The sequence below is a fragment of the Brevundimonas sp. genome (assembly GCF_036402095.1).
Classification (GTDB): Bacteria; Pseudomonadota; Alphaproteobacteria; order Caulobacterales; family Caulobacteraceae; genus Brevundimonas.
In genome coordinates, this window is sequence record NZ_DASWTO010000090.1 from 1 (window position 1) to 19,980 (window position 19,980).

Below are 19,980 nucleotides of genomic sequence, written 5' to 3' on the forward strand. Positions count from 1 at the left end.
ATGCCGCTCTGGCTCAAGGGCCACAGCCAGGGTGAATACGTCTTCGACCACAGCTGGGCCGACGCCTACGAACGCGCCGGCGGCCGCTACTATCCCAAGCTGCTCGGGGCCGTGCCCTTCACCCCTGTGACCGGGCCCCGCTTCCTCGCCCGTCCCGACGCCGACGCCGTCGCCGTCCGGGAGGCGCTGCTGCAGGGCGCCCTCGCCCTGACCGAACGGCTCGGCGTCTCCTCCCTGCACGTCAACTTCCCCACCCGCGACGACTGGACCGCCATGGGAGAGGCCGGCCTGCTCCAGCGCCAGGACATGCAGTACGTCTGGCGCAACGGCGGCTACGCCACCTTCGACGATTTCCTCGCCGCCCTGTCCTCCAGCCGCCGCAAGACCATCCGCCGCGAGCGCCGCGAAGCCAACGCCGGCCTCGACATCCGCGTCCTCACCGGCGCCGCCCTCGAGCAGGCCCACTGGGACGCCTTCTTCGCCTTCTACATGGACACCGGCTCGCGCAAATGGGGCCGGCCCTACCTGACCCGCGACTTCTTCAGCCGCATCGGCGCGACCATGGCCGATCGCATCGCCCTGATCATGGCCTTCCGCGACGGGACGCCCATCGCCGGGGCGCTGAACCTGATCGGCCGCGACGCCCTTTACGGCCGCCAGTGGGGCGCGCTCGAGGAGGCGCCCTTCCTCCATTTCGAGCTCTGCTACTACCGGGCCATCGAGTTCGCCATCGAGCGCGGCCTGTCCCGCGTCGAGGCCGGGGCCCAGGGCGAGCACAAGATCGCCCGCGGCTACCTGCCCTCACCCGTCTACTCGGCGCACTGGATCGCCGACCCGGCCCTGCGCGCGCCGATCGCCGACTATCTGGAGCGCGAACGCCCGGCCGTGGACGCTGAAATCGGCGCCCTGACCGCCGGGCTTTCGCCGTTCCGCAAGGACTTGCGGTGACTCAGGCCCGCCGCTCGCCGCCGATGAACCAGCCGGCGATCCAGCTGACCACGCCGGTGACGATCGCCGCCCCGATTCCGGCCCACAGCCCGTCGACGGTGAAGCCGCCCAGCAGCGCCGCCACCAGACCGATCACCGCGGCGTTCACCACCAGCAGGAACAAGCCGAAGGTGATGATCGTCAGCGGAAACGTCAGCACCGTCAGCACCGGCCGCACTATGGCGTTGGCGACGCCCAGCAGGACCGCGGCCAGCAGCAGCGACGGCGTATCGCTGAACCCGACACCGGGCACGACCTCCGCCGCCAGCCACAGGGCCAGGCAGGTGACGAGAAACTGGACGATGAAACGCAGCATGGCCGACTCCTTCTGGACCTTGACCATAACACCCGAACGCCGCCGGGGCTCCCCTCCCCGCGCCGCCGTTGCTAGCCTCGCCTGAACAGACCAGAGAGCCCCGATGACCCTCCAGGCCCCCTACGATCCCGACAACATCTTCGCCCGGATCCTGCGCGGCGAGATCCCTTCGGTGAAGGTCTGGGAGGACGACCACGTCCTCGCCTTCATGGATGTCTTCCCGCAGTCCGAGGGCCACGTGCTGATCGTCTCGAAGACCTCGACCGCCCGCACCCTGCTCGACATCGAGCCCGAGGTTCTGGCGCGCCTGATCGAGGCCACCCGGCGCACCGCCCGCGCGGTGGTCAAGGCCCTCGCGCCCGAGGGCTTCCAGATCATGCAGTTCAACGGCGAGGCCGGCGGCCAGACGGTGTTCCACCTGCATTTCCATATCGTGCCGCGCTGGTCCGGCCGCCCCATGAAAGGCCACGGCCACGCCCCCATGGCCGAGCCGGACTCCCTGCGCGCCCTCGCCGCTCGCATCGCCGCCCAGCTTGAGTGATCGATGTTCATTGACGGGCGCCCCGGCGCGGCTAGCCTGTGTCCGGTTGCGGACTTAGCCGCACGCCTTGGGAGGGGCGATTCCATGAACGCGAAACTGAACTGGCTCGGCATCATCGTGGCGACCGTGGTCGCCTTCTTCATCGGCTTCCTCTGGTACGGCCTGATCTTCCAGGAGCAGTGGATGGCCCTGACCGGCGTTACTGACGAAGGCTCCGGCAATTCGTTGTGGATGCTGCTGGGGGTGGTCCAGACCTTCGTGACCATGGTCGGCCTCGGCTGGTTCATCGCCCGTGACGGCGACGCCGGCTGGATGGCCGGGCTGAAGACCGGTCTCGTCGCGGGCGTCTGCTTCGCCCTGATGACCTCCGCCTACGGCTTCATCTACCAGACCTCGGACATGGGCCTGCTGCCCATCGACTGGAGCCACCTGCTGGTCGTCTACGCCCTCGGCGGCGCCATCATCGGCGGCCTAGGATGAAGCCGAAGGCCTGACGACCCGCTTGCCTCGACCGCTGCTCGCCAGCATAAGGGCCGCCGTCGCCACGGACGCCGGTTTAGCTCAGCTGGTAGAGCAGCGGTTTTGTAAACCGAAGGTCGCGGGTTCGAGTCCTGCAACCGGCACCACGCCCTCAGGCCTTGCGCGCCCCGCAGGCCCGGCACACGAAGGCGCCCTTGCGGCTCCGGCTCGTGTCCCACTGGTGATGGCAGAACAGGCTGCGGAAGACGGCGAGCAGCGACCGGCTCCGCGCGGCCGGCCGGGCCATGGCTCCGCCGGCGCTCAGCATCTCGGAGCCGATCGGGCTTCATGCAGCCGCGCGAAATGCCCGGCCGCGTCCTCGCCGAACAGCACGGGATCGGCCGAATGGGCGTCCTCGATCACCGCGAGGACGGCGTCGATAGCCTCCTCCCGGGTAGGCCGGGCCCCCTCGGCCAGCCGGTCCAACAGGTCCAGCAGCCTTTCGCGCCGCTCCCGCGCCTGGGCCTTCAGCACCTTGGCGCTGGGCCGGATCGTCTTCGGCGACCGGGCGACAAGGCGCGGCTGAGGCTCTTCGAAATCGATGAAGGCGCTCCCGGCGGGCGTGAATTCCGGCAGGGCGTCGAGCGTCAGCGGCGTCGCCGCCAGTCCGCCGACCGCCAGCGGCTCGCCGGTCAGCACGTCGATCGCCTCGGCCGCCTGGCGCTTCCCGCACCGTCGGCAGCGGTCCGCGCGATGCCGCTCGGACCAATAGAAATCATGTCTGCAAAGCAGAGGTTTCAGCGGCGACAGCACGACAATTCTCCCCGGACCCGCGACGAATCGCCGGATCGGAAAGGATTTGTCAACCATCGTTCGCTTGAGAGCCGCTCAGCCGCCCCCGAGTGTGACCGCCACGCGATAGGTGATCAGGGCCGCCAGATAGGCGAGGGCGAACATGTAGACGACCATCACCCACATCCACCTCCACGAGTTGGTCTCGCGCTTGACCACGCCGAGCGTGGCCACGCACTGGGGGGCGAAGATGTACCAGGCGAGGAAGGCCAGGCCCGTCGCCAGCGACCACTGCCCGGCCAGGGTCGTCGCCAGCACGGCGGTGGCGCTTTCGGGATCGGCCACGGCGTAGACGGTGCCGAGGGCGGCCACCGCCACCTCCCGCGCCGCCATGCCCGGGATCAGGGCGATGACCATCTGCCAGTTGAAACCGATGGGCGCGAAGATCGGCTCCAGCGCCTTCCCGATCATGCCGGCGAAACTGTAGTCGATGGCCGGCGCCGTAGCCCCCTCCGGCGGATACGGAAAGGTCGACAGGGCCCAGATCAGCACCATCAACGGCAGGATGATCCGTCCGGCCCGTTCGAGGAAGATCCGGGCCCGGAGCCAAAGATTGAAGGCCACGCTGCGCACATCCGGCGTCTTGTAGGCCGGCAGTTCCATCATGAAGGGCTCGACCGCCCCCCGCCAGAAGATGCGCCGGATCACGAACGACACTGCCAGGGCGCTGAGGATGCCCGTGGCGTACAGGCCGAACATCACCAGCCCCTGCATGTTGGCGAAGCCCCACACCGTCCGGTTCGGAATGAAGGCGGCGATGATCAGGGTGTAGACCGGTATCCGCGCCGAACAGGTCATCAGCGGCGCCACCATGATGGTGGTCAGACGATCCCGCTTCGAGTCGATGACCCGGGCGGCCATGATCCCCGGAATGGCGCAGGCGAAGCTGGACAGCAGGGGAATGAAGGCCCGGCCGTGCAGCCCTGCCCCGCCCATGATCCTGTCCATCAGGAAGGCGGCCCGGGCCATGTAGCCGAAGTCCTCGAGCACGATGATGAACAGGAAAAGGATCAGGATTTGCGGCAGGAACACCAGCACGCTGCCGACGCCGGAGATCAGGCCGTCGACGATCAGGCTCTGCCAGACGCCATCCGGAATAACGGTCGCCACCCAGGCGCCGAGCAGGCCCAGCGCGCCCTCGATGCCGTCCATCAGCGGCGTCGCCCAGGTGAAGACCGCCTGGAACATGACGAACAGCAGGGCCAGCAGAATGACCAGGCCGCCGACCGGATGCAGCAGCACCGAGTCGATCCGGCCCGTCAGAGTGTCCGGCCGCTCAGGCGGCTGGACGCAGGCCTTCATGATCCGCTCGGCCTCCCGCGCGGCGCCGCGCAGGGCCGCGGCGTCCGGCGGAACCCACGCCATCTCGGCGGTCGTCGACCATGTCCCCGCCGCGGCCTCGATCGCCGAGACCAGCTCCTCGATACCGCGCCGCCGGGTGGCGACGGTGGTGACGATCGGCAGGCCCAGCTCGGCCGACAGCCTGTCCAGATCTATCCGCAGGCCCTGGCGCTGGGCGATGTCGTACATGTTCAGGGCCAGCACCATCGGGCGGCCGACCGCCTTCAGTTCCAGCACCAGCCGCAGCACCAGCCTCAGGTTGGTCGCGTCGGCCACGCAGACGATGACATCCGGCGGGGTTTCGCCGGCCAACCGCCCCAGCACCGCGTCGCGGGTGACTTCCTCATCCGGGCTGCGGGCGCGCAGCGAATAGGTGCCGGGCAGATCGAGCACGGACAGCGTCCGTCCGTCGCCCCCGCGGATGAAGCCTTCCTTGCGCTCGACCGTCACGCCGGCGTAGTTCGCCACCTTCTGGTGCGCGCCGGTCAGGGCGTTGAACAGCGCCGTCTTGCCGCTGTTGGGATTGCCGACGAGCGCGACCCGCGCGCTCCGAACCGCCATGTCCATCAGGCCGGAACCCGCCCGGCGGAGACGGGCGCGGGGGCCAGGGCGGGCGCGCGCTCGACGCGGACCGTCAGTCCGGCGGCCTCGTGCCGGCGCAGGGCCACCCGCATGTCGTCGACCTTCATGGCGATCGGGTCACGGCCCAGAAGTCCCTCGTGCAGCAGTTCCACGCGTGCGCCCTCGACAAAACCCAGCTCCAGCAGCCGGCGCTCAAGCTCCAGCGCATGCTCATCGTGGTGGCAGTGGTCGCCGACCTGGACGATGACGCCGCGTTCGCCGCGGCGGGCCTGGCTGAGTCGAATGGTGTCGGACATGACGCTCACGCAGCGGCGCGACCGGTGCGCCTTTATGACAGTGATTATCAGGTGCGATAGCGGTCCGTCCACCCTGTCGAAGCGTCGCAGCCGTTGTCGCCAGCGTCTGGTGCGCTATCACTGCGCCACACCATGGAGGCCCCGATGAACCGTCCCGCCCTGATCGTCCTCGCCGGTCTGGCTCTCGCATCCTGCAGCCGGGAGGGAGAGGGCGAGGCCGCCGCATCCGCGCCGACGCGCCCGGCCCCCACGGCGGCGGAGAAGGCGGAGCTTCTGGCCACCCTGCCCGCACCCTACGACCAGGCCGATCTCGAGAACGGTCGCCGCGTCTTCGCCCGCTGCCGGTCATGCCACACCATCAGCGAGGGCGGGACGAACATGACCGGCCCCAACCTGTACGGCGTGTTCGGCCGCCCGGCCGGCGGTCATCCCGACTACAACTACTCAACCGCACTCAGACAGGCCGGCTTCGCCTGGGACGCCGCGCGGCTGGATGAGTGGCTCGAGAACCCCCGCACCTTCCTGAGGGGCACGAAGATGAGCTTCGCCGGCATCCCCGACGCCGAGGATCGCCGCGACGTCATCGCCTTCCTCAAGGTCGAGACCGGCTACGCCCCGCCGGCCCGGCCCTGAACTATTCGGCGGCGGCGGGGACGGCGTCGTTCGCCGTCGTCTCCTGCGCCTCCCACTCCTCGATCTTGCGGGCGGTGTACTCGGGCGACCGGGTGAAGCGCGCCAGCACGCCATAGATCACCGGCACCACAAACAGGGTCAGCAGGGTGGCGAACATGGCCCCGGCGAAGATGACCACGCCGATGGTCTGTCGGCTGCCCGCGCCCGCGCCCTGCCACAGCACCAGCGGCAAGGCCCCGAACGCCGTGGCGATCGAGGTCATGATGATCGGGCGCAGGCGCAGCGTCGACGCCTCCACGATGGCCTCGCGGATCGTCCGGCCCTGGTCGCGCAGCTGGTTGGCGAACTCGACGATCAGGATGCCGTTCTTGGCCGCCACGCCGATCAGGATGATCAGACCGATCTGGCTGTAGATATTGAGGCTTGAGCCGGCCATCACGAGGCCGAACAGCCCACCCGCCGCCGCCAGCGGCACCGTCAGCATGATCACGGCCGGCGTGATCCAGCTCTCGAACTGGGCCGCCAGCACGAGGAAGACCAGCAGGAGGGCCAGGCCAAAGGCCGCGGCGACCGCGCCGCCTGCCTCCTGCTGGTCCCGCGCCGCGCCGCCCCACTGGGTGGTGACCACCCCCTGCGGCTGCTCGTTCGCCACCCGGGTGAGGAATTGGGTCGCGTCAGCGATGGTGGTGCCGGGATTCAGGTCCGCGCTGAGCGAGATCGCCCGTTGGCGGTCGAGGCGCCGCCGGTCGGGCGTATCGCCGGAGGTCTGGGTCGTGACGACGGCTGACAACGGCACCAGTTGGCCGGCGCCGGTCTCGACGTACAGGGCCTCGAGGTCGCCGACGTTCCGGCGGTTGGCCCGTTCGGTCTGCAGGACGACATCGTATTCCTGCCCGCCGCGCAGATAGGTGGTCGCCCGACGTGACCCGAACATGGTCTCCAGCGTGCGGCCGATCGCCTGCGACGACACGCCCAGCGCCGCGGCCTTCTCCGGATCGACGTCGACAAGCAGGCGGGGCGCATTCGGCTCGTAGTTCAGCCGGGGACGCGAGAGGCCAGGATTCTCCAGCGAGGCCGCCAGAACTGGCTGCAGCCAGTTGTAGATGTCCTCGTACTCGGCCCCGGTGACCACCATCTCGACCGAGTTGGAGTTACCGCCGCCGCGCTGGAAGGCGCCGGGCACGGAGGCGTTGACCTGGGCGTCGGTCTGGCCGCGCAGCTTGCCATTCAGGTCCTGGGCGATCTCGTCGGCCGAGCGGTTGCGTTCCGACCAGTCCTTCAGGGTCAGGACGGCGTTACCCGAGTTGAAGCTGCCGCCGCCGAAACCGGGCGCGGAGATCAGATAGCTGTCGACCTCGCCTCCCTGCCGATACTCTTCGAGGATCGGCTCCAGCCCGAGCATGATGCGCCGCGTATAGTCGAAGCCGGCGCCCTCGGGCCCCTGCACCCGGACGGTCACGCGGCCCCGATCCTCGTCCGGAACCAGCTCATTGGGGAGGGTGAAGAACATGGCCGCCGCACCGCCGGCCACGAACAGGATCAGGGCGGCGACGCCCACCACGGCGCTGCGGCGGCCAAGCAGGGCCTCGAGCGAGTGCCGATACGAGTTCTTCAGCGCTTCCATGGCGCGATCCACGCGCTGCGCCAGCCAGCCGCTGCCCGCGGCCGGCCGTAGGATTTTCGACGCCAGCATGGGCGACAAACTCAGCGCGAGGAAGGCGGAGAAGGCCACGGCCGCGGCGATCGCCGCCGCCAGTTCCACGAACAGCCGGCCGACGTATCCGGGCAGGAACAGCAGCGGCGCGAACACGGCCAGCAGCACCACTGTCGTGGCCACCACGGCGAAGAACACCTGCCGTGCGCCCCGCTCAGCGGCGACCAGCGGCGGTTCGCCGTGGTCGAGCCGGCGCTGGATGTTCTCGGTCACCACGATGGCGTCGTCGACGACCAGGCCGATGGCCAGCACCAGGGCCAGCAAGGTCAGCAGGTTCAGGGAGAAGCCGAGCGGCGCCAGCACGATGAAGGTCGACAACAGGCAGATCGGGGCCACGATCGACGGAATGAACGCCGCCCGCAGCGTGCCCAGGAAGATGAAATTGACCAGCGCCACCAGCACCAGCGAGATGCCGATCGTAATCCAGACCTCGTCGATGGCGTGCGCGGTGAAGACGGAGTTGTCCGACCCCACGACCAGCTCCACGCCCGGCGGCAGGCTGGGCCGGATGCTCTCCAGCATCTCGGTGACGCCGTCGGAGATGGCCAGGTCGTTCGACTGGGCCTGGCGGGTGATGGCGAGGCCGATCTGGTCCAGGCCGTTGCCGCGGAACAGCCGGCGATCCTCCTGCGGCGCCTCCTCGACCCGGGCGATGTCGCCCAGCCGGGTGACGTAGCTGGCCGCGCCCTGGATGGCCCCGGTCGCGCCGCTCGGCAGCGCCGTGGCGCTTGAGGACTGACCGCCGCCCGTCGTCGCCGACGCCGAGCCGCCCGTGCCGATGGGCAGCTGCCGAAAGTCCTCGGCCCGCGCATAGGTGCGCGCCACCCGGACCGTATAATCCTTCTGTCCGGACTCCAGCGTGCCCGCCGGGAGTTCGACGTTCTGGCTGGTCAGGGCGCTTTCGACGTCGCTGACGGTCAGGCCGCGCGCGGCGAGCGCCGCCGGGTCGAGCCAGATCCGCATCGAGTAGCGCTGCTCGCCATAGATCTGGACCTGGGCCACGCCCGGCACCGTGGCCAGCCGGTCGATCAGGTACCGGTCGGCATAGTCGGTCAGCGCCAGGCGATCCATCGAGCTGGAGCGCAGGAACAGGATCATGATCGGCTGGCTGTCGGTGTCGGCCTTGGCGACCGTCGGCGGATCGGCCTGCTGCGGCAGGCGGCCGAGCACCCGGGAGACACGGTCGCGCACGTCGTTGGCGGCGGCGTCGATATCGCGGTCGAGCGAGAATTCGATCGAGACGTTGGAGCGTCCATCGCGGCTGGTGGAGTTGATCCGCTCGACGCCCTGGATGCCGGCGATCTGCTGCTCGATCGGCTCGGTGATCCGGCTCTCGATGACCTCGGCCGATGCGCCGGCGTAGGAGGTGCTTATCGACACGATCGGCGGGTCGACGTCGGGCAGCTCCCGGACCGGCAGGAAGAAGAAGGCCGCCGCGCCGATGACGCACAGCACGATCGCGGCGACCGCCGCGAAGACGGGGCGTCGAACCGCGACGTCCGACAACATCATGACCGCGCGCCCTTGACCGGCGCCGTCGGACGAGCGCCGGCGACGCGCACCGGCGCCCCGGGCTGGATGCGGTTGAGACCGGACCCGACCACGCGTTCGCCCGCCTCGAGGCCTGACAGGATTTCGACGAAGCCGCCCTCGACGGCGCCGGTCTCGACTTCGACGCGCTGGGCCGTCGAGCCCCGCTCGCCCCGAGCGATCCGGTAGACGAAGGCGCCGTCGCCCTCATACTGAACCGCGGCTTCCGGCACCGCCGGCGCCGTGCGCACGCCCTGCTGCACCGCGACCCGGACCAGCATGCCGGGGCGGATGCGGCCTCCGGGATTCGCGATCTCGGCCCTTGCGGTGGCGGAACGGGTCTGCTCGTTCACCCGGGTGTCGATCAGGGCGATCCGGCCGCCGAACCCCTGACCCTCGAACGCGTCGGCCGTGGCGACGATAGGCGTGCCCTGGCGCAGCATGCCGAGGTAGCGTTCCGGCACCGGGAAATCGACGCGGATCACATCGATGTCGTCGAGGGTGGTGATGACGGCGCCCGGATTGACCAAGGTGCCCGCGGTGACCGTGCTCAGCCCGAGAACGCCGGCGAAGGGTGCGCGGATGATCCTGTCGCCCCGCCGGGCCTGCGCCGCCGTGAGGGATGCGCGGGCGGTCTGCAGCTCGGCCAGATATTGCTCGGCGGTGGCCCGGGGCGCGATCCCGCGGTCGGCCAGATCCTTGTAGCGGTCGTACTGACGCTGGGCCTGGTCGACCCGCGCCCGCGCCTCGATGATCCCCGCGTCCTCCTCGCGCGCCTGCAGTTCCACCAGCGGGGCGCCCGCGGCGACGCGCTGGCCGTCCGTGAACAGGACCCGGGTGATCAGTTCGCTGGTCGAGGAGGTGATATTGACCGAGCGCCGGCCCCGCGCCACGCCCAGAACCCGGATCTCGTCGCTGAACTGGCGCGGCGTGGCGACCGCCTCGGACACGGTCTGGCCGCGGCCTCCGCCCGGCCCGCCTCGTCCGCCCGGACCACCGCCCTTCTCTTCACCGGCGAAGGCGATGCGCAGGATCACCGCCACGACCATCAGGCCGAGCAGGACGGCGGCGGCGGCGAGGAAGAAATGGCGTTTGATCACGCGGCGCAGGCTCCGGGCGAGGGACGAGCCGACTTAGCGGCTCCCGCCGTCGACGCAACTAGAGTCTCTGCAACGTCCGGTGTTTCGAAATCCGTCGCCGATGCGTGCAGCGAAGAGCTGGTTTTTCGGGGCGGCCTAGAACCGCCGCCACAGACCGAGGACGACGCCGCCGGATCGTGGCGTTTCACGGCCGAGGATCGCCTGCCGCCAACCGGCCTGGACGCTCCAGTCTCCGAAATTGCGGACCACGGAGGTCTCAAGGGACAGCCAGCGGGGCCCGTCCTCATCCGCCAGCCCGCCAAAGGCCTGATTCAGCACCAGCCAGTCATCTCCGAGGTGAACGCCGTGGGTGAAGTCGATCCGGACCTCGTCCGGCAAGCCCTGTCGCATGCGCCGCGCCGCCTGGAGTTCAACGAACGACCGCCGCCGGCCCTCGATCGTCCCGTCGGTGTAGCTGTGGCCGACCGAGGCGCGCACCTCCCAGTCCTGATCCCCCTCGCCGGGCGGGGCGTAGCCGGCGTTCCGCCCCTCGCCCCCGTCGGCGTAGCCCGCATACACGCTGATCGCCGTCCGTTCGTTCCGCCACGCCTGCCATGTAACGCCGACCTCGATCGGGCCGCGGCCCTCGAAGTCGACAAAGGCATCCTCACCCGACTGCCAGTCGCCCTTGAACTGCAGCGTCAGCCGGTCGGTCAGGCCGTACTCGGCGAAAACGCCCAGCGACGTGTCGCGCCGTTCGGCCGGCAGATCGGCGAGCGCGCCGTCGGGATCGAATCCCCGGTCGGCGCGCATGCCCTCGAATTTGACGATGACCTGGGCCTTCCCCTTCGGCTGGCTCCAGGCCCCGGCGGCTGCGGGGGTGGCGAGGGCCGCAACCGTCAGTCCGATCAGCAGCCCCCCCGCGCGGTTCACACGTCGTAGCCCGGCGACCTTCGATCCAGCATTCGCAGCGCCCCCGGCCAGGCCAGCGCCGCGACGAAGCCGATCCCCTTGCCCTGCTCGCGGGTCTCGGCCTGCGCCGCCTCGGGGGCCATCAGCACATGTTCGCGTCCGCCGGAGAGCGCCGCCACCTGCTGGGCGCAGGCGCGTTCGAGGAAGAACATGCCGATCCAAGCCTGGGCCGCCGTCTGCCCTACGGCGAGCGTGCCGTGGTTGCGCAGCAGCATCAGCGGCTTGTCCCCCAGGTCCGCCACCAGCCGCTCACGCTCGTCATGGTTCAGCGCCAGCCCCTCGTAGCCGTGATAGGCGACCTGGTGCTGCAGCAGGCAGGCGTTCTGACCCAGCGGCAGCAGTCCCTCCTGCTGCGCCGCGACGCCGACGCCGGCGACGGTGTGCAGATGGATCACGAAATGGCCGTCCTCGCGCGCGGCGTGGATCGCGGAATGGATGGTGAAGCCGGCCGGATTGATGAAGCTGGTGGTCTCCTGGACGATGTTCCCGTCCAGATCGACCTTGACCAGGCACGACGCCGTCATCTCCTCGAAATACCAGCCGTACGGGTTGATGAGGAAATGCTTCTCGGGCCCCGGCACGCGGGCCGAGATGTGGGTGAAGATCATGTCGTCCCAGCCGTGGAGCGCCACCAGGCGATAGAGCGCGGCCAGCTCCACGCGCGTGTTCCACTCCGCTTCCGAGACGCGGGATTTCAGCGAGGCGATCGCTCCGTCGGCCATGGTCCGGCTCCTCGGGGTTGTGTGCGGCGGCGCACGCTCGCGCCGGGCGCGGCCGACGTCAAGATTCAGCTTCCGTTAACCCTGCTTTAGCGCCCCGCCGCTACGCTTGCCCGAGCCGAATCGTCGGCGCGCCGGAGACGCCCTTGACCGTCGCTCAGTTCCGCTCCCCTTCGATGGCTTCGCCCCCGGCCTATCCGGACCTGCTGGCCCTCGCCCGCAACCCCAGCGCGGATGCGCGGGAACGGCTGCTGCTCGGCGTGGTGGCGCTCTGCGACGCCCGTCCTCCGACGGGCGAACTGTCGCCGGTTCTGGGCGAAATCTTCCTGACCCTGGCGCGGCGGGCGGAGCGCGACGTGCGCAAAATCCTGTCGGAGCGCCTGGCGGACGCCGACTGGGCGCCGCCCGCGCTGATCAACGTCCTCGCCCTGGACGAGATCGAGATCGCCCGTCCCATCCTGGCGGCCAGCCCCATCCTGCAGGACGACGATCTCCTGCGCATCCTCGTCGAGGCGACGCTTGAGCATCAGATCGAGATCGCCCGCAGGCCGTACCTTGGCGGTCGTGTGGCGGACGCCATCATCGAACGCGGTGATCCCGCCACCCTGACCGCGCTGGCCTTCAACCGCACGGCCGAGATCAGCCTCGAGGGCATCCGCAGACTTGTTGAACAATCCCGCCGCGTGGCGGCCCTGCGCGGTCCGTTGACGCGCCACCCGCGGCTCACGACGCAATTGGCCGAGCAGATGTACGAGTGGGTCGGCGTCGCCCTGCGGCAGTCCATCTGCGCCCGGTTCCAGGTGGACGACCGGAAACTCGCGCCATTGGTCGAGCAGGCGGTTCATGACGCCCGCTCCCAGTGCGCGCCCGCTACGCCGGCCAATGACCCGGACAGGGACGAGATGGAACGCCGGCTCGTCGCCAAGCTGCAGGCGGCCGGACAGTTGCGGGCCGGTTATCTGATCCGGTCGGTGCGCGAGCGGCGTCTGGGACTGTTCGTTCACGCCCTTTCCACGCTCGGCGGCTTCACGGTGGCCGAAGTTCGGGAGGCGATGTCGGCGAGAAGCCCGGAGGCGCTGTACTACGCCTGCGCGTCGGTCGGTGTGGATCGCGCGGTCTACCCCGCCTTGCTGGTCGAAATCCGGCTGCTCAACGATGGTCTCCCCGGCGACGCCGGCGAGCGGGTCTGGCTGCGCGGAGCTCTTTCTCCGACGTCGGCGGCGCGATCCTTCCGCGCGCTGATCAAGGGCGAAGCAGCGGCCGTTTGACTTCGTTTGCACGCTCGGCTTGCGTAGGCGCGTGACCCAGCCCGACCTCCGCATCGCCTTCGCCGCCTCGGACCGTCCGGAGGCCCTGGCGGCCCGCGACCGGCTGATGCAGCTGTACGGATCGGCCGATCCCGCGTCCGCAGACGTCATAGTCGCCCTCGGCGGCGACGGTTTCATGCTGGAGACCCTGCATGCGAACCTGCAGCGGCGCACGCCGGTCTTCGGCATGAACCGCGGCTCCGTCGGGTTTCTGATGAACGATTACAATGAAGAGGGCCTGCCCGAGCGCCTCGCGACCGCCGGCCGGGCCGTCATCCATCCGCTGCAGATGGAGGCGTGGACGCGATCCGGCGAGGCGCAGAAGGGCCTGGCCATCAACGAGGTGTCCCTGCTCCGCCAGACCCGGCAGAGCGCCAAGCTGCGCATCACCGTCGACGATCGCGTTCGTCTGGAAGAGCTGTCCTGCGACGGATGTCTGGTCGCCACGGCCGCCGGGTCCACAGCCTACAATCTGTCGGCCCACGGACCGATCATCCCGATCGACGCCCGGGTCCTGGCGCTGACGCCGATCAGCGCGTTCCGCCCGCGACGCTGGCGCGGCGCCCTGCTGCCCCACACGGCGAAAGTCCGCTTCGAGGTGCTGGAGCCCGACAAGCGGCCGGTCAGCGCCACGGCCGACAGCTTCGAGGTGCGGGAGGTGACGCGGGTCGAGGTCCGCGAGCGCCGCGACATCGCCCTGACCATGCTGTTCGACGCCGGCCGCTCATTTGAGGAGCGGGTCCTCGCGGAGCAGTTCGCCTCCTGAGGACGTGCACCGGTTCTTAAGTGTGTCCCGTCACCATGGGGGCGGTTCGTCTTCAGGAGCTCGCCCGTGAGCAATTCCGCCCAGGTCATCCGTCCGCCCAATACGCTGCGCCTCAAGGTCGGCGGAGCATTCGGCGGTATCGACGCGAGCGCCATCGCCAAGGCCGAAGAGGCTCTGAAGGCGATGTCCTCCCAGTTCGGCCAATGGCTCCAGGACGAGATCGTCAAGCTGGACAAGGCGCAGGCTGACATCCGCACCCAGGGCTATGACGCCCAGACGGCGGAGACGCTGTATTTCCGGGCCCATGACCTGAAGGGGCTTGGCGCCACCTATCAGTATCCGCTGGTGACCCGGCTGGCCGCCTCCCTGTGCAAGATGATGGATGATCCCACCAAGCGGATGGCGGCGCCGCGCGCGCTGATCGACGCCCACGTCGACGCCATCAAGGCCGTGGTCCGCGACCAGATCCAGACCGACGACCATCCGATCGGCCGGGCCCTGGCCGAAAGCCTCGAAGCAGGCGTGGCCGACCACCTGGGCTGAACCACCGCTGATCTGTCACCAAGCGCCCGCCCACCGGCGGGCGTTTGCAATTGGATCAGGCCGCGGCGCCGATCGCCGTGCGGACGGGCGCGGGCTCCTGGTCGAGCCGCTCCATCAGATAGGCGAGATCCTCCCGCGGCGCGTTCGGACGCTGGGTCAGGAAACGCTGCAGCATCTGCTGGCGGAACTGGTCGCCGGCGGTGTCCACGCCCTCCGCCTGGAGCGCGCGCCAGGTGTCCACGCCAGCCCTGAACGCCTGGAACAGACGGGGCGGCAGACCGGCCCGGTCGTAGATCGCCTTCAGACCCAGGGGCCCCGCATCGTGGATCATAAGCCAGGCCCGCGGGTGGGGCGTGCCGGCCAGTTCTGCCAGACCATGCTCGAACAACCCCATCTGCCCGCGCGCGAGGGCCCGCAGCAACAGCGAACCGGTCAGGGCCCGCCGGGCGTTGAGGCCGGCGGTGAAGGTCGCGAGGTCGGCGTGGTTCGACGCCTGATCGACCAGATCGACTGTCGCGCGTTCCCGGGCGAAAGCGGCCAGCCGAATGGCCGTCTCGGGCGCCACGGCATGGCGCGTGACGAGATGCTCCCGCACGGCCTCGGAGGCGAGCTCGACCAGCCGCTCCGTCACCGAAAGCGGCAGGACCTGCCGGTAGGCGATGGCGGCGACGACCTCGGGCGAGGCGCCGAACCGGTCGACGCAGCGGCCCAGCGCCGCCTCGGCGATGTCGGCGTTGTCGTTGGCGGCCAGAGTCCTGACGGCCTGCTCGCACCCGGTCTCAGCGATGGCGGCGGCCACGTCCCGCCCGACCACCGGCCGCCCGGCGACGGCAACCTGACGCAGCGCCGATCCAGCCTGCACGATCTCGATCAGATCCTCGTCGGTGAACGCCGGCGAGAAGTTGATCAGCGGCAGGGCGACGCTGTCCACGTCGGCGGCCAGGCGACGGGCCACGTCGCGGGGGATCAGGTCCGACGACTTCAGCGTGACGGCCATGGCGCGCCGCACCAGTTCGGCCGCGTCGTGGGCGAGCATGCGCAGAATCTTCTGCGCCGCCTCGCGTTCTTCCCCGGCCAGTTCCGCCTTTTCCATATTGCGGCACAGCTTGTGGGCGGCCGCGGCTCGCTCGTCCTCGTCCGTGGCCTTGATCAGGCGGCGGATGTCGGTCTCGGTCAGGCGGGCGCGGTAGGCGGTCATGGTCGGGCGCTCTGGGGTCAGGCTTTGCCGGTCAGCATTGACCGGTCATCCCTAACGGGCCGTTTACCATCGCCGGATTCGCGCTCAGACGCTCGAACTGCCTTCAGGCGCGAACGCCCCGCCGAAGCCACCGCCCTTGCCGCCGCCGTCCTGACCCAGCAGCAGGGCGAGCAGGCTCTGGTCCTGCTTCAGCCGATCGAGCCGGGCGGCGAGCATCTGGTCGCGTTCGGACAGGGTGGGAGCCGCCGGAACCGAAGCGGCCGAGGCCGCTGGAGCGCCCTCCCCCGCGGTCCGCTGCAGATTGGCGTGGACCTCGGCGACGGTGGCTGGCCGGCCGTCCCGGTAGAAGATGGAACGGTTGGCCGAGGCCGCCTCCGGAAAGATCGAGGCCGCGCTCATCGCCGGCCGCCGCTCCATCGCCTCCATCAACTGGGCGGCTCCTGCGGGTCCGAGAAAATGCGCGGCGTAGAGATCCCCGGCGCCCGGCTCGCGTCCGGTCCGGCCGCGCAGATAGGCGGCGTTGGAAGCGGTCAGCTCGGCCGCCATGGTCGAAGCCGCTTGCGGGTCGAACCGCAGGTCCAGAACCACATTGCGCGCCGAGCCGTCCACGCGCCATCGACCGTCGGAACCGCGGTGGATCAGATCGGCGTACTGGCCGTAGCCGTGTTTGGCGCCATGAGCCTTCACCGTGCCAAGCCAGGTCTGCTCGATGAACTGGAAGAGCCCGGCCGCCGAGGACGTACGCGCCCGCGCCGACGGGTTCATGGCGCTCTCGCGCCGCGCCGTCTTGATCAGAAAGTCCGCGTCCACGCCGGTGGCGTTCGAGGCGCGCCGGATGGCCGCCTCGACTCCGCCAGAGGATGGAATCGCTCCGATGCTCATGCCTTCGAGGCTGCGGGTTCGTGGTTAATCAAATCCTAACACGACGGCCGTCGTCCACAGGGCCTTAACCTTTGCCGCGGGGCTCCCGCTCCGTGTCGGTTTCATGGCGACGCTCGCCCAAAACTTGCCCCAAGGGAAGCGCTCAACTTGGCCGTGGGACGCTGCGGGGGCGGCGAACGACAGGGATGGACGGCCATGATGATCAGAACCGCGGGCGACCCCGGACTGGTGAGCCCCTTCGACTACAACGAGCGCAAGACGCCGCGCTTCACCCGCACCACCTGGATGGCGGTGGCCGTCGTCGCCGCCGGACACATCGGCCTTGGCGCCGTCATGTATTACCAGCGGTTCGAGATGCCGCTGCCCGCCGAGGCCGACCCGGCCCCGTTCGACATTGAGATGTTGCGGCCCAAGCCCAGGCCGCCCTTGCCGGTGACGACGACCCCGCCGGCGCAGGCGCCGAACACGGACTTCAACGATCCGCCGGCCGAACCGCTGACGACCGAGACGGTCGCCGCCGCCGACGGCGAGGCTGCGTCCGAAAGCACGACCATCTCTCTCGGCGAGACGTCCACGGACCCGGTGGACAACGGCGCGGCGGCAGAGCCCGTTCATCAGCCTCCGGCGATCATCACCAATCCGCGCTGGGAACGGCAGCCGTCGGCGGAACAGCTGATGCGGGCCTATCCCGACCGGGCCCTGGAGCGGGGGGTCGGCGGACTGGCGACGCTGAACTGCCTGGTCCAGCCTGACGGCCGCGTCGCCGATTGCCGGCTGACCACCGAGACCCCGGGAAACTACGGGTTCGGCCGGGCGGCGGAAGGGCTGACGCGCCATTTCAAGATCGCGCCTCGCACGGTCAACGGGGCGGCCGAGGGATCGCGGGTCAACATCGCCATCCGCTTCAATCCGCCGCCGGCGGACTGATCAGGCGAACCTGAGTGGATCGAGGGCGGCGGCGTCCGGCCCGGGCGCCCGGCCCTCGATCCCGTCGGCCACGATCGCGGCGACCAGCGGTCCCAGCAGCCAGCCGTTGCGGAACGGCGCGAGCGCCAGGTGCAGGCCCGGCTCATCGGCGGGACCGGCCAACGGCAGGCCGTCTGCGGTCGCGCCCCGGATTCCCACCCGCGGCGGACCAGCCTCGCCGGCGGCGCCGAGCAGGGCGAGACCGGCGGCCACGCGCCGGGACGCCTCCTCGAGGTCCGGATCGAGATCCCGGCGCCCCCGCTCCATCGTGGCGCCGATGATGACGCCTCCGGCGGCCGGAACGATGTAAAGATCCGGCGTGCGCAGGGTGCGCGGGGGCGGCGGGGCGGCAACCGGGCTCAACTGGCCGCGGAAGGGTTCGATCGCGGCCGCGGCGGCGGCGGCGCGCGCAGGCAGGCCGGGGATCGGGGCGGCGACGCCGGTAGCGAGCACCACCGACGGCGCGAACCAGGTGCGGCCGTCATCGGCCTCGACCCGCCAACGCCGCGCCTCGGCGGACAGGCGCGCCACGCGCGAGCGAATGACGGCGACGCCCGGCGCCCGCGCCAGCGCGGTCATGGCGGCCGGAACGTCGACCCGCCAGTCCTCGGCGGAGGTCAGGCCGGTGCGGGTCGGGCGGGCGGCGAAGCCCATGGCGGTCAGACGGGCGACGGCTGCGGGACCGTCCGGCCCGCGCCAGTCGACGCCGTCCCGGTGCAGGGCCAGGCCGAAGGTGCGGGCGAACTCGGGCCACAGGTCCCGGGAGCGTTTCAGCAGCCCGGCGCGTTCCGGGGTCGCCTCGTCGGACAGGCATTCCAGCGCCGGGGCCAGCATGCCGGCGGCGACCGAGGAGGCGTTGGCGCCGCCGGGGTCGATCACGGTCACCGCGTGGCCGCGGCCCGCCAGTTCGGCGGCGGTGCACAGGCCGAGCACGCCGGCGCCGATGACGATCACATCCGGGGAAGAAGTCACGGGCGATCAGATCGACCGCCCGGGACTGTTTTGCAAGCGCGCTGTCGCTACTCCGCGGCGATGGCGGCGGCGCGGGTCTCTTCGATCCGGGCCGTGAGGGCGGCGTGCTGGTCCCACAGGGGCTGGGGCAGACGGTCGCCGAACATCCGGTAGAAGTCCGGGATCAGCGCCGCCTCCTCGGCCCAGACGTCGGCGTCGACATCGAGCAGGATGGACAGATCGGCCTCGGACAGGTTGAGGCCCGACAGGTCGAGCGACTCCGGCGTCGGCACGCGGCCGACGGGCGTGTCGATCGCCCCGGCCTCGCCGTCGAGACGTTCGGCGATCCACTTGAGGACGCGGGCGTTGTCGCCGAAGCCCGGCCAGACGAACTTGCCGTCCTCGTTCTTGCGGAACCAGTTGACGAAGTAGAGGCGCGGCAGCTTCGCGGCCTCGGTGCGGTCCTTCATCGACAGCCAGTGGGCGAAGTAGTCGCCCATGTTGTAGCCGCAGAAGGGCAGCATGGCGAAGGGATCGCGGCGCAGTTCGCCGACCTTGTTCTCGGCGGCGGCGGTGCCTTCCGAAGCGACCGACGAGCCCATGAAGACGCCGTGGTCCCAGTCGAAGGCTTCCGTCACCAGCGGCACGGCCGAGGCACGACGGCCGCCGAACAGGATGGCGTCGATCGGCACGCCCTTGGGGTCTTCCCATTCGGGCGCGATGGCCGGGCACTGGCCGGCGGGGGCGGCGAAGCGGGCGTTCGGATGGGCGGCGGGCTCGCCCGAGGCCGGGTCGTGCGGCTGGCCCTTCCAGTTGGTCAGGCCCTCGGGCGCCTCCTTGCTCAGGCCCTCCCACCAGACGTCGCCGTCGGCGGTCAGGGCGGTGTTGGTGAAGACGGTGTTGGAGGCGAGGGTGGCGAGGGCGTTGCCGTTGGTGTTGCGGCTGGTGCCCGGGGCGACGCCGAAGAAGCCGGCTTCCGGGTTGACGGCGTAGAGGCGGCCGTCGTCGCCGATGCGCATCCAGGCGATGTCGTCGCCGATGGTCTCGGCCTTCCAGCCCGGCAGCGTCGGCTGGAGCATGGCGAGGTTGGTCTTGCCGCAGGCCGACGGGAAGGCGGCGGCGACGTATTTGGCGCGGCCCTTGGGATCGGTCAGCTTGAGGATCAGCATGTGCTCGGCCAGCCAGCCTTCGTCGCGGGCCATGACCGAGGCGATGCGCAGGGCGTAGCATTTCTTGCCCAGCAGGGCGTTGCCGCCGTAGCCCGAGCCGTAGGACCAGATCTCGCGGGTCTCGGGGAAGTGGACGATCCACTTCTCGTCGTTGCAGGGCCACGGCACGTCGGCCTG

At 70.1% G+C, this 19,980-nt stretch carries 21 protein-coding genes and 1 tRNA gene; 9 read left to right on the forward strand and 13 right to left on the reverse strand.

The window, feature by feature from the left end:
- A partial coding sequence (locus VGD32_RS07145) for a GNAT family N-acetyltransferase (RefSeq protein WP_331031212.1) occupies positions 1 to 948 on the forward strand: 948 nt, incomplete at its 5' end.
- 1 nt (position 949) lies between these two features.
- On the opposite strand, the gene VGD32_RS07150 is transcribed toward VGD32_RS07145, so the two are convergent.
- Positions 950 to 1,303 (reverse strand): phage holin family protein, encoded by a 354-nt coding sequence (locus tag VGD32_RS07150; RefSeq protein ID WP_331031213.1) that lies wholly within the window; start codon positions 1,301 to 1,303, stop codon positions 950 to 952.
- A 103-nt stretch (positions 1,304 to 1,406) separates the two neighbouring features.
- On the opposite strand from VGD32_RS07150, the gene VGD32_RS07155 reads away from it, so the two are divergent.
- From VGD32_RS07155 to VGD32_RS07165, 3 genes are all read left to right on the forward strand, one after another.
- Positions 1,407 to 1,844, forward strand: coding sequence for an HIT family protein (locus VGD32_RS07155; protein ID WP_331031214.1), 438 nt, complete (start codon positions 1,407 to 1,409; stop codon positions 1,842 to 1,844).
- A gap of 84 nt (positions 1,845 to 1,928) precedes the next feature.
- Positions 1,929 to 2,324 carry a DUF1761 domain-containing protein gene (locus VGD32_RS07160; protein WP_331031215.1) on the forward strand — a complete coding sequence of 132 codons (396 nt, stop codon included), beginning with the start codon at positions 1,929 to 1,931 and terminating at the stop codon, positions 2,322 to 2,324.
- 70 nt (positions 2,325 to 2,394) lie between these two features.
- Positions 2,395 to 2,470, forward strand: a tRNA-Thr gene (locus tag VGD32_RS07165).
- Between the two features lie 5 nt (positions 2,471 to 2,475).
- Here the strand turns inward: VGD32_RS07165 and VGD32_RS07170 are convergent.
- From VGD32_RS07170 to VGD32_RS07185, 4 genes are all read right to left on the reverse strand, one after another.
- Positions 2,476 to 2,610, reverse strand: coding sequence for a hypothetical protein (locus VGD32_RS07170; protein WP_331031216.1), 135 nt, complete (start codon positions 2,608 to 2,610; stop codon positions 2,476 to 2,478).
- Positions 2,611 to 2,624: 14 nt separating this feature from the next.
- Positions 2,625 to 3,002, reverse strand: a complete 378-nt coding sequence (locus tag VGD32_RS07175; protein WP_331031217.1) for a hypothetical protein — start codon at positions 3,000 to 3,002, stop codon at positions 2,625 to 2,627.
- 189 nt (positions 3,003 to 3,191) lie between these two features.
- Positions 3,192 to 5,063, reverse strand: coding sequence for a ferrous iron transporter B (gene feoB, locus VGD32_RS07180; RefSeq protein WP_331031218.1), 1,872 nt, complete (start codon positions 5,061 to 5,063; stop codon positions 3,192 to 3,194).
- Entirely contained in the window at positions 5,063 to 5,374 is a 312-nt protein-coding gene (locus tag VGD32_RS07185; RefSeq protein WP_331031219.1) for a FeoA family protein, read from the reverse strand. Before VGD32_RS07185 ends, feoB begins: the two co-directional genes overlap by 1 nt.
- A gap of 144 nt (positions 5,375 to 5,518) precedes the next feature.
- Between VGD32_RS07185 and VGD32_RS07190 the strand changes: the two genes are divergently transcribed.
- Positions 5,519 to 6,007 (forward strand): cytochrome c family protein, encoded by a 489-nt coding sequence (locus tag VGD32_RS07190; RefSeq protein ID WP_331031220.1) that lies wholly within the window; start codon positions 5,519 to 5,521, stop codon positions 6,005 to 6,007.
- A gap of 1 nt (position 6,008) precedes the next feature.
- Here VGD32_RS07190 and VGD32_RS07195 read toward each other — a convergent pair whose 3' ends face one another.
- The 4 genes from VGD32_RS07195 to VGD32_RS07210 all read right to left on the reverse strand — a co-directional run bounded on the left by VGD32_RS07195 (position 6,009) and on the right by VGD32_RS07210 (position 12,024).
- Positions 6,009 to 9,230 carry an efflux RND transporter permease subunit gene (locus VGD32_RS07195; RefSeq protein ID WP_331031232.1) on the reverse strand — a complete coding sequence of 1,074 codons (3,222 nt, stop codon included), beginning with the start codon at positions 9,228 to 9,230 and terminating at the stop codon, positions 6,009 to 6,011.
- Positions 9,230 to 10,351, reverse strand: coding sequence for an efflux RND transporter periplasmic adaptor subunit (locus tag VGD32_RS07200; RefSeq protein WP_331031221.1), 1,122 nt, complete (start codon positions 10,349 to 10,351; stop codon positions 9,230 to 9,232). The genes VGD32_RS07195 and VGD32_RS07200 overlap by 1 nt, the downstream gene beginning before the upstream one ends.
- A 135-nt stretch (positions 10,352 to 10,486) precedes the next feature.
- Positions 10,487 to 11,263: a hypothetical protein gene (locus VGD32_RS07205; RefSeq protein WP_331031222.1), complete on the reverse strand. Its 777-nt coding sequence runs from the start codon at positions 11,261 to 11,263 to the stop codon at positions 10,487 to 10,489.
- Positions 11,260 to 12,024, reverse strand: coding sequence for a class II aldolase/adducin family protein (locus tag VGD32_RS07210; RefSeq protein ID WP_331031223.1), 765 nt, complete (start codon positions 12,022 to 12,024; stop codon positions 11,260 to 11,262). Before VGD32_RS07210 ends, VGD32_RS07205 begins: the two co-directional genes overlap by 4 nt.
- Positions 12,025 to 12,167: 143 nt before the next feature.
- Here VGD32_RS07210 and VGD32_RS07215 point away from each other — a divergent pair, with 143 nt between their 5' ends.
- The 3 genes from VGD32_RS07215 (at position 12,168) to VGD32_RS07225 (ending at position 14,637) form a co-directional block, all read left to right on the forward strand.
- A complete protein-coding gene (locus VGD32_RS07215; protein WP_331031224.1) occupies positions 12,168 to 13,289 on the forward strand; it encodes a DUF2336 domain-containing protein in 1,122 nt (373 codons plus the stop codon).
- 31 nt (positions 13,290 to 13,320) lie between these two features.
- On the forward strand, positions 13,321 to 14,094 hold the full coding sequence (locus VGD32_RS07220) for an NAD kinase (protein ID WP_331031225.1): 774 nt from the start codon (positions 13,321 to 13,323) through the stop codon (positions 14,092 to 14,094).
- Between the two features lie 66 nt (positions 14,095 to 14,160).
- Positions 14,161 to 14,637 (forward strand): Hpt domain-containing protein, encoded by a 477-nt coding sequence (locus VGD32_RS07225; protein WP_331031226.1) that lies wholly within the window; start codon positions 14,161 to 14,163, stop codon positions 14,635 to 14,637.
- A 55-nt stretch (positions 14,638 to 14,692) separates the two neighbouring features.
- On the opposite strand, the gene VGD32_RS07230 is transcribed toward VGD32_RS07225, so the two are convergent.
- Positions 14,693 to 15,835: a DUF2336 domain-containing protein gene (locus VGD32_RS07230; protein WP_331031227.1), complete on the reverse strand. Its 1,143-nt coding sequence runs from the start codon at positions 15,833 to 15,835 to the stop codon at positions 14,693 to 14,695.
- Between the two features lie 84 nt (positions 15,836 to 15,919).
- Positions 15,920 to 16,717, reverse strand: a complete 798-nt coding sequence (locus VGD32_RS07235) for a transglycosylase SLT domain-containing protein (protein WP_331031228.1) — start codon at positions 16,715 to 16,717, stop codon at positions 15,920 to 15,922.
- 195 nt (positions 16,718 to 16,912) lie between these two features.
- On the opposite strand from VGD32_RS07235, the gene VGD32_RS07240 reads away from it, so the two are divergent.
- Positions 16,913 to 17,644 (forward strand): TonB family protein, encoded by a 732-nt coding sequence (locus tag VGD32_RS07240; protein ID WP_331031229.1) that lies wholly within the window; start codon positions 16,913 to 16,915, stop codon positions 17,642 to 17,644.
- On the opposite strand, the gene VGD32_RS07245 is transcribed toward VGD32_RS07240, so the two are convergent.
- Positions 17,645 to 18,655 (reverse strand): FAD-dependent oxidoreductase, encoded by a 1,011-nt coding sequence (locus tag VGD32_RS07245; RefSeq protein ID WP_331031230.1) that lies wholly within the window; start codon positions 18,653 to 18,655, stop codon positions 17,645 to 17,647. It lies immediately after the preceding gene.
- Positions 18,656 to 18,702: 47 nt separating this feature from the next.
- Positions 18,703 to 19,980 (reverse strand): phosphoenolpyruvate carboxykinase (GTP) (locus VGD32_RS07250; protein ID WP_331031231.1); only part of this gene is annotated, 1,278 nt, incomplete at its 5' end.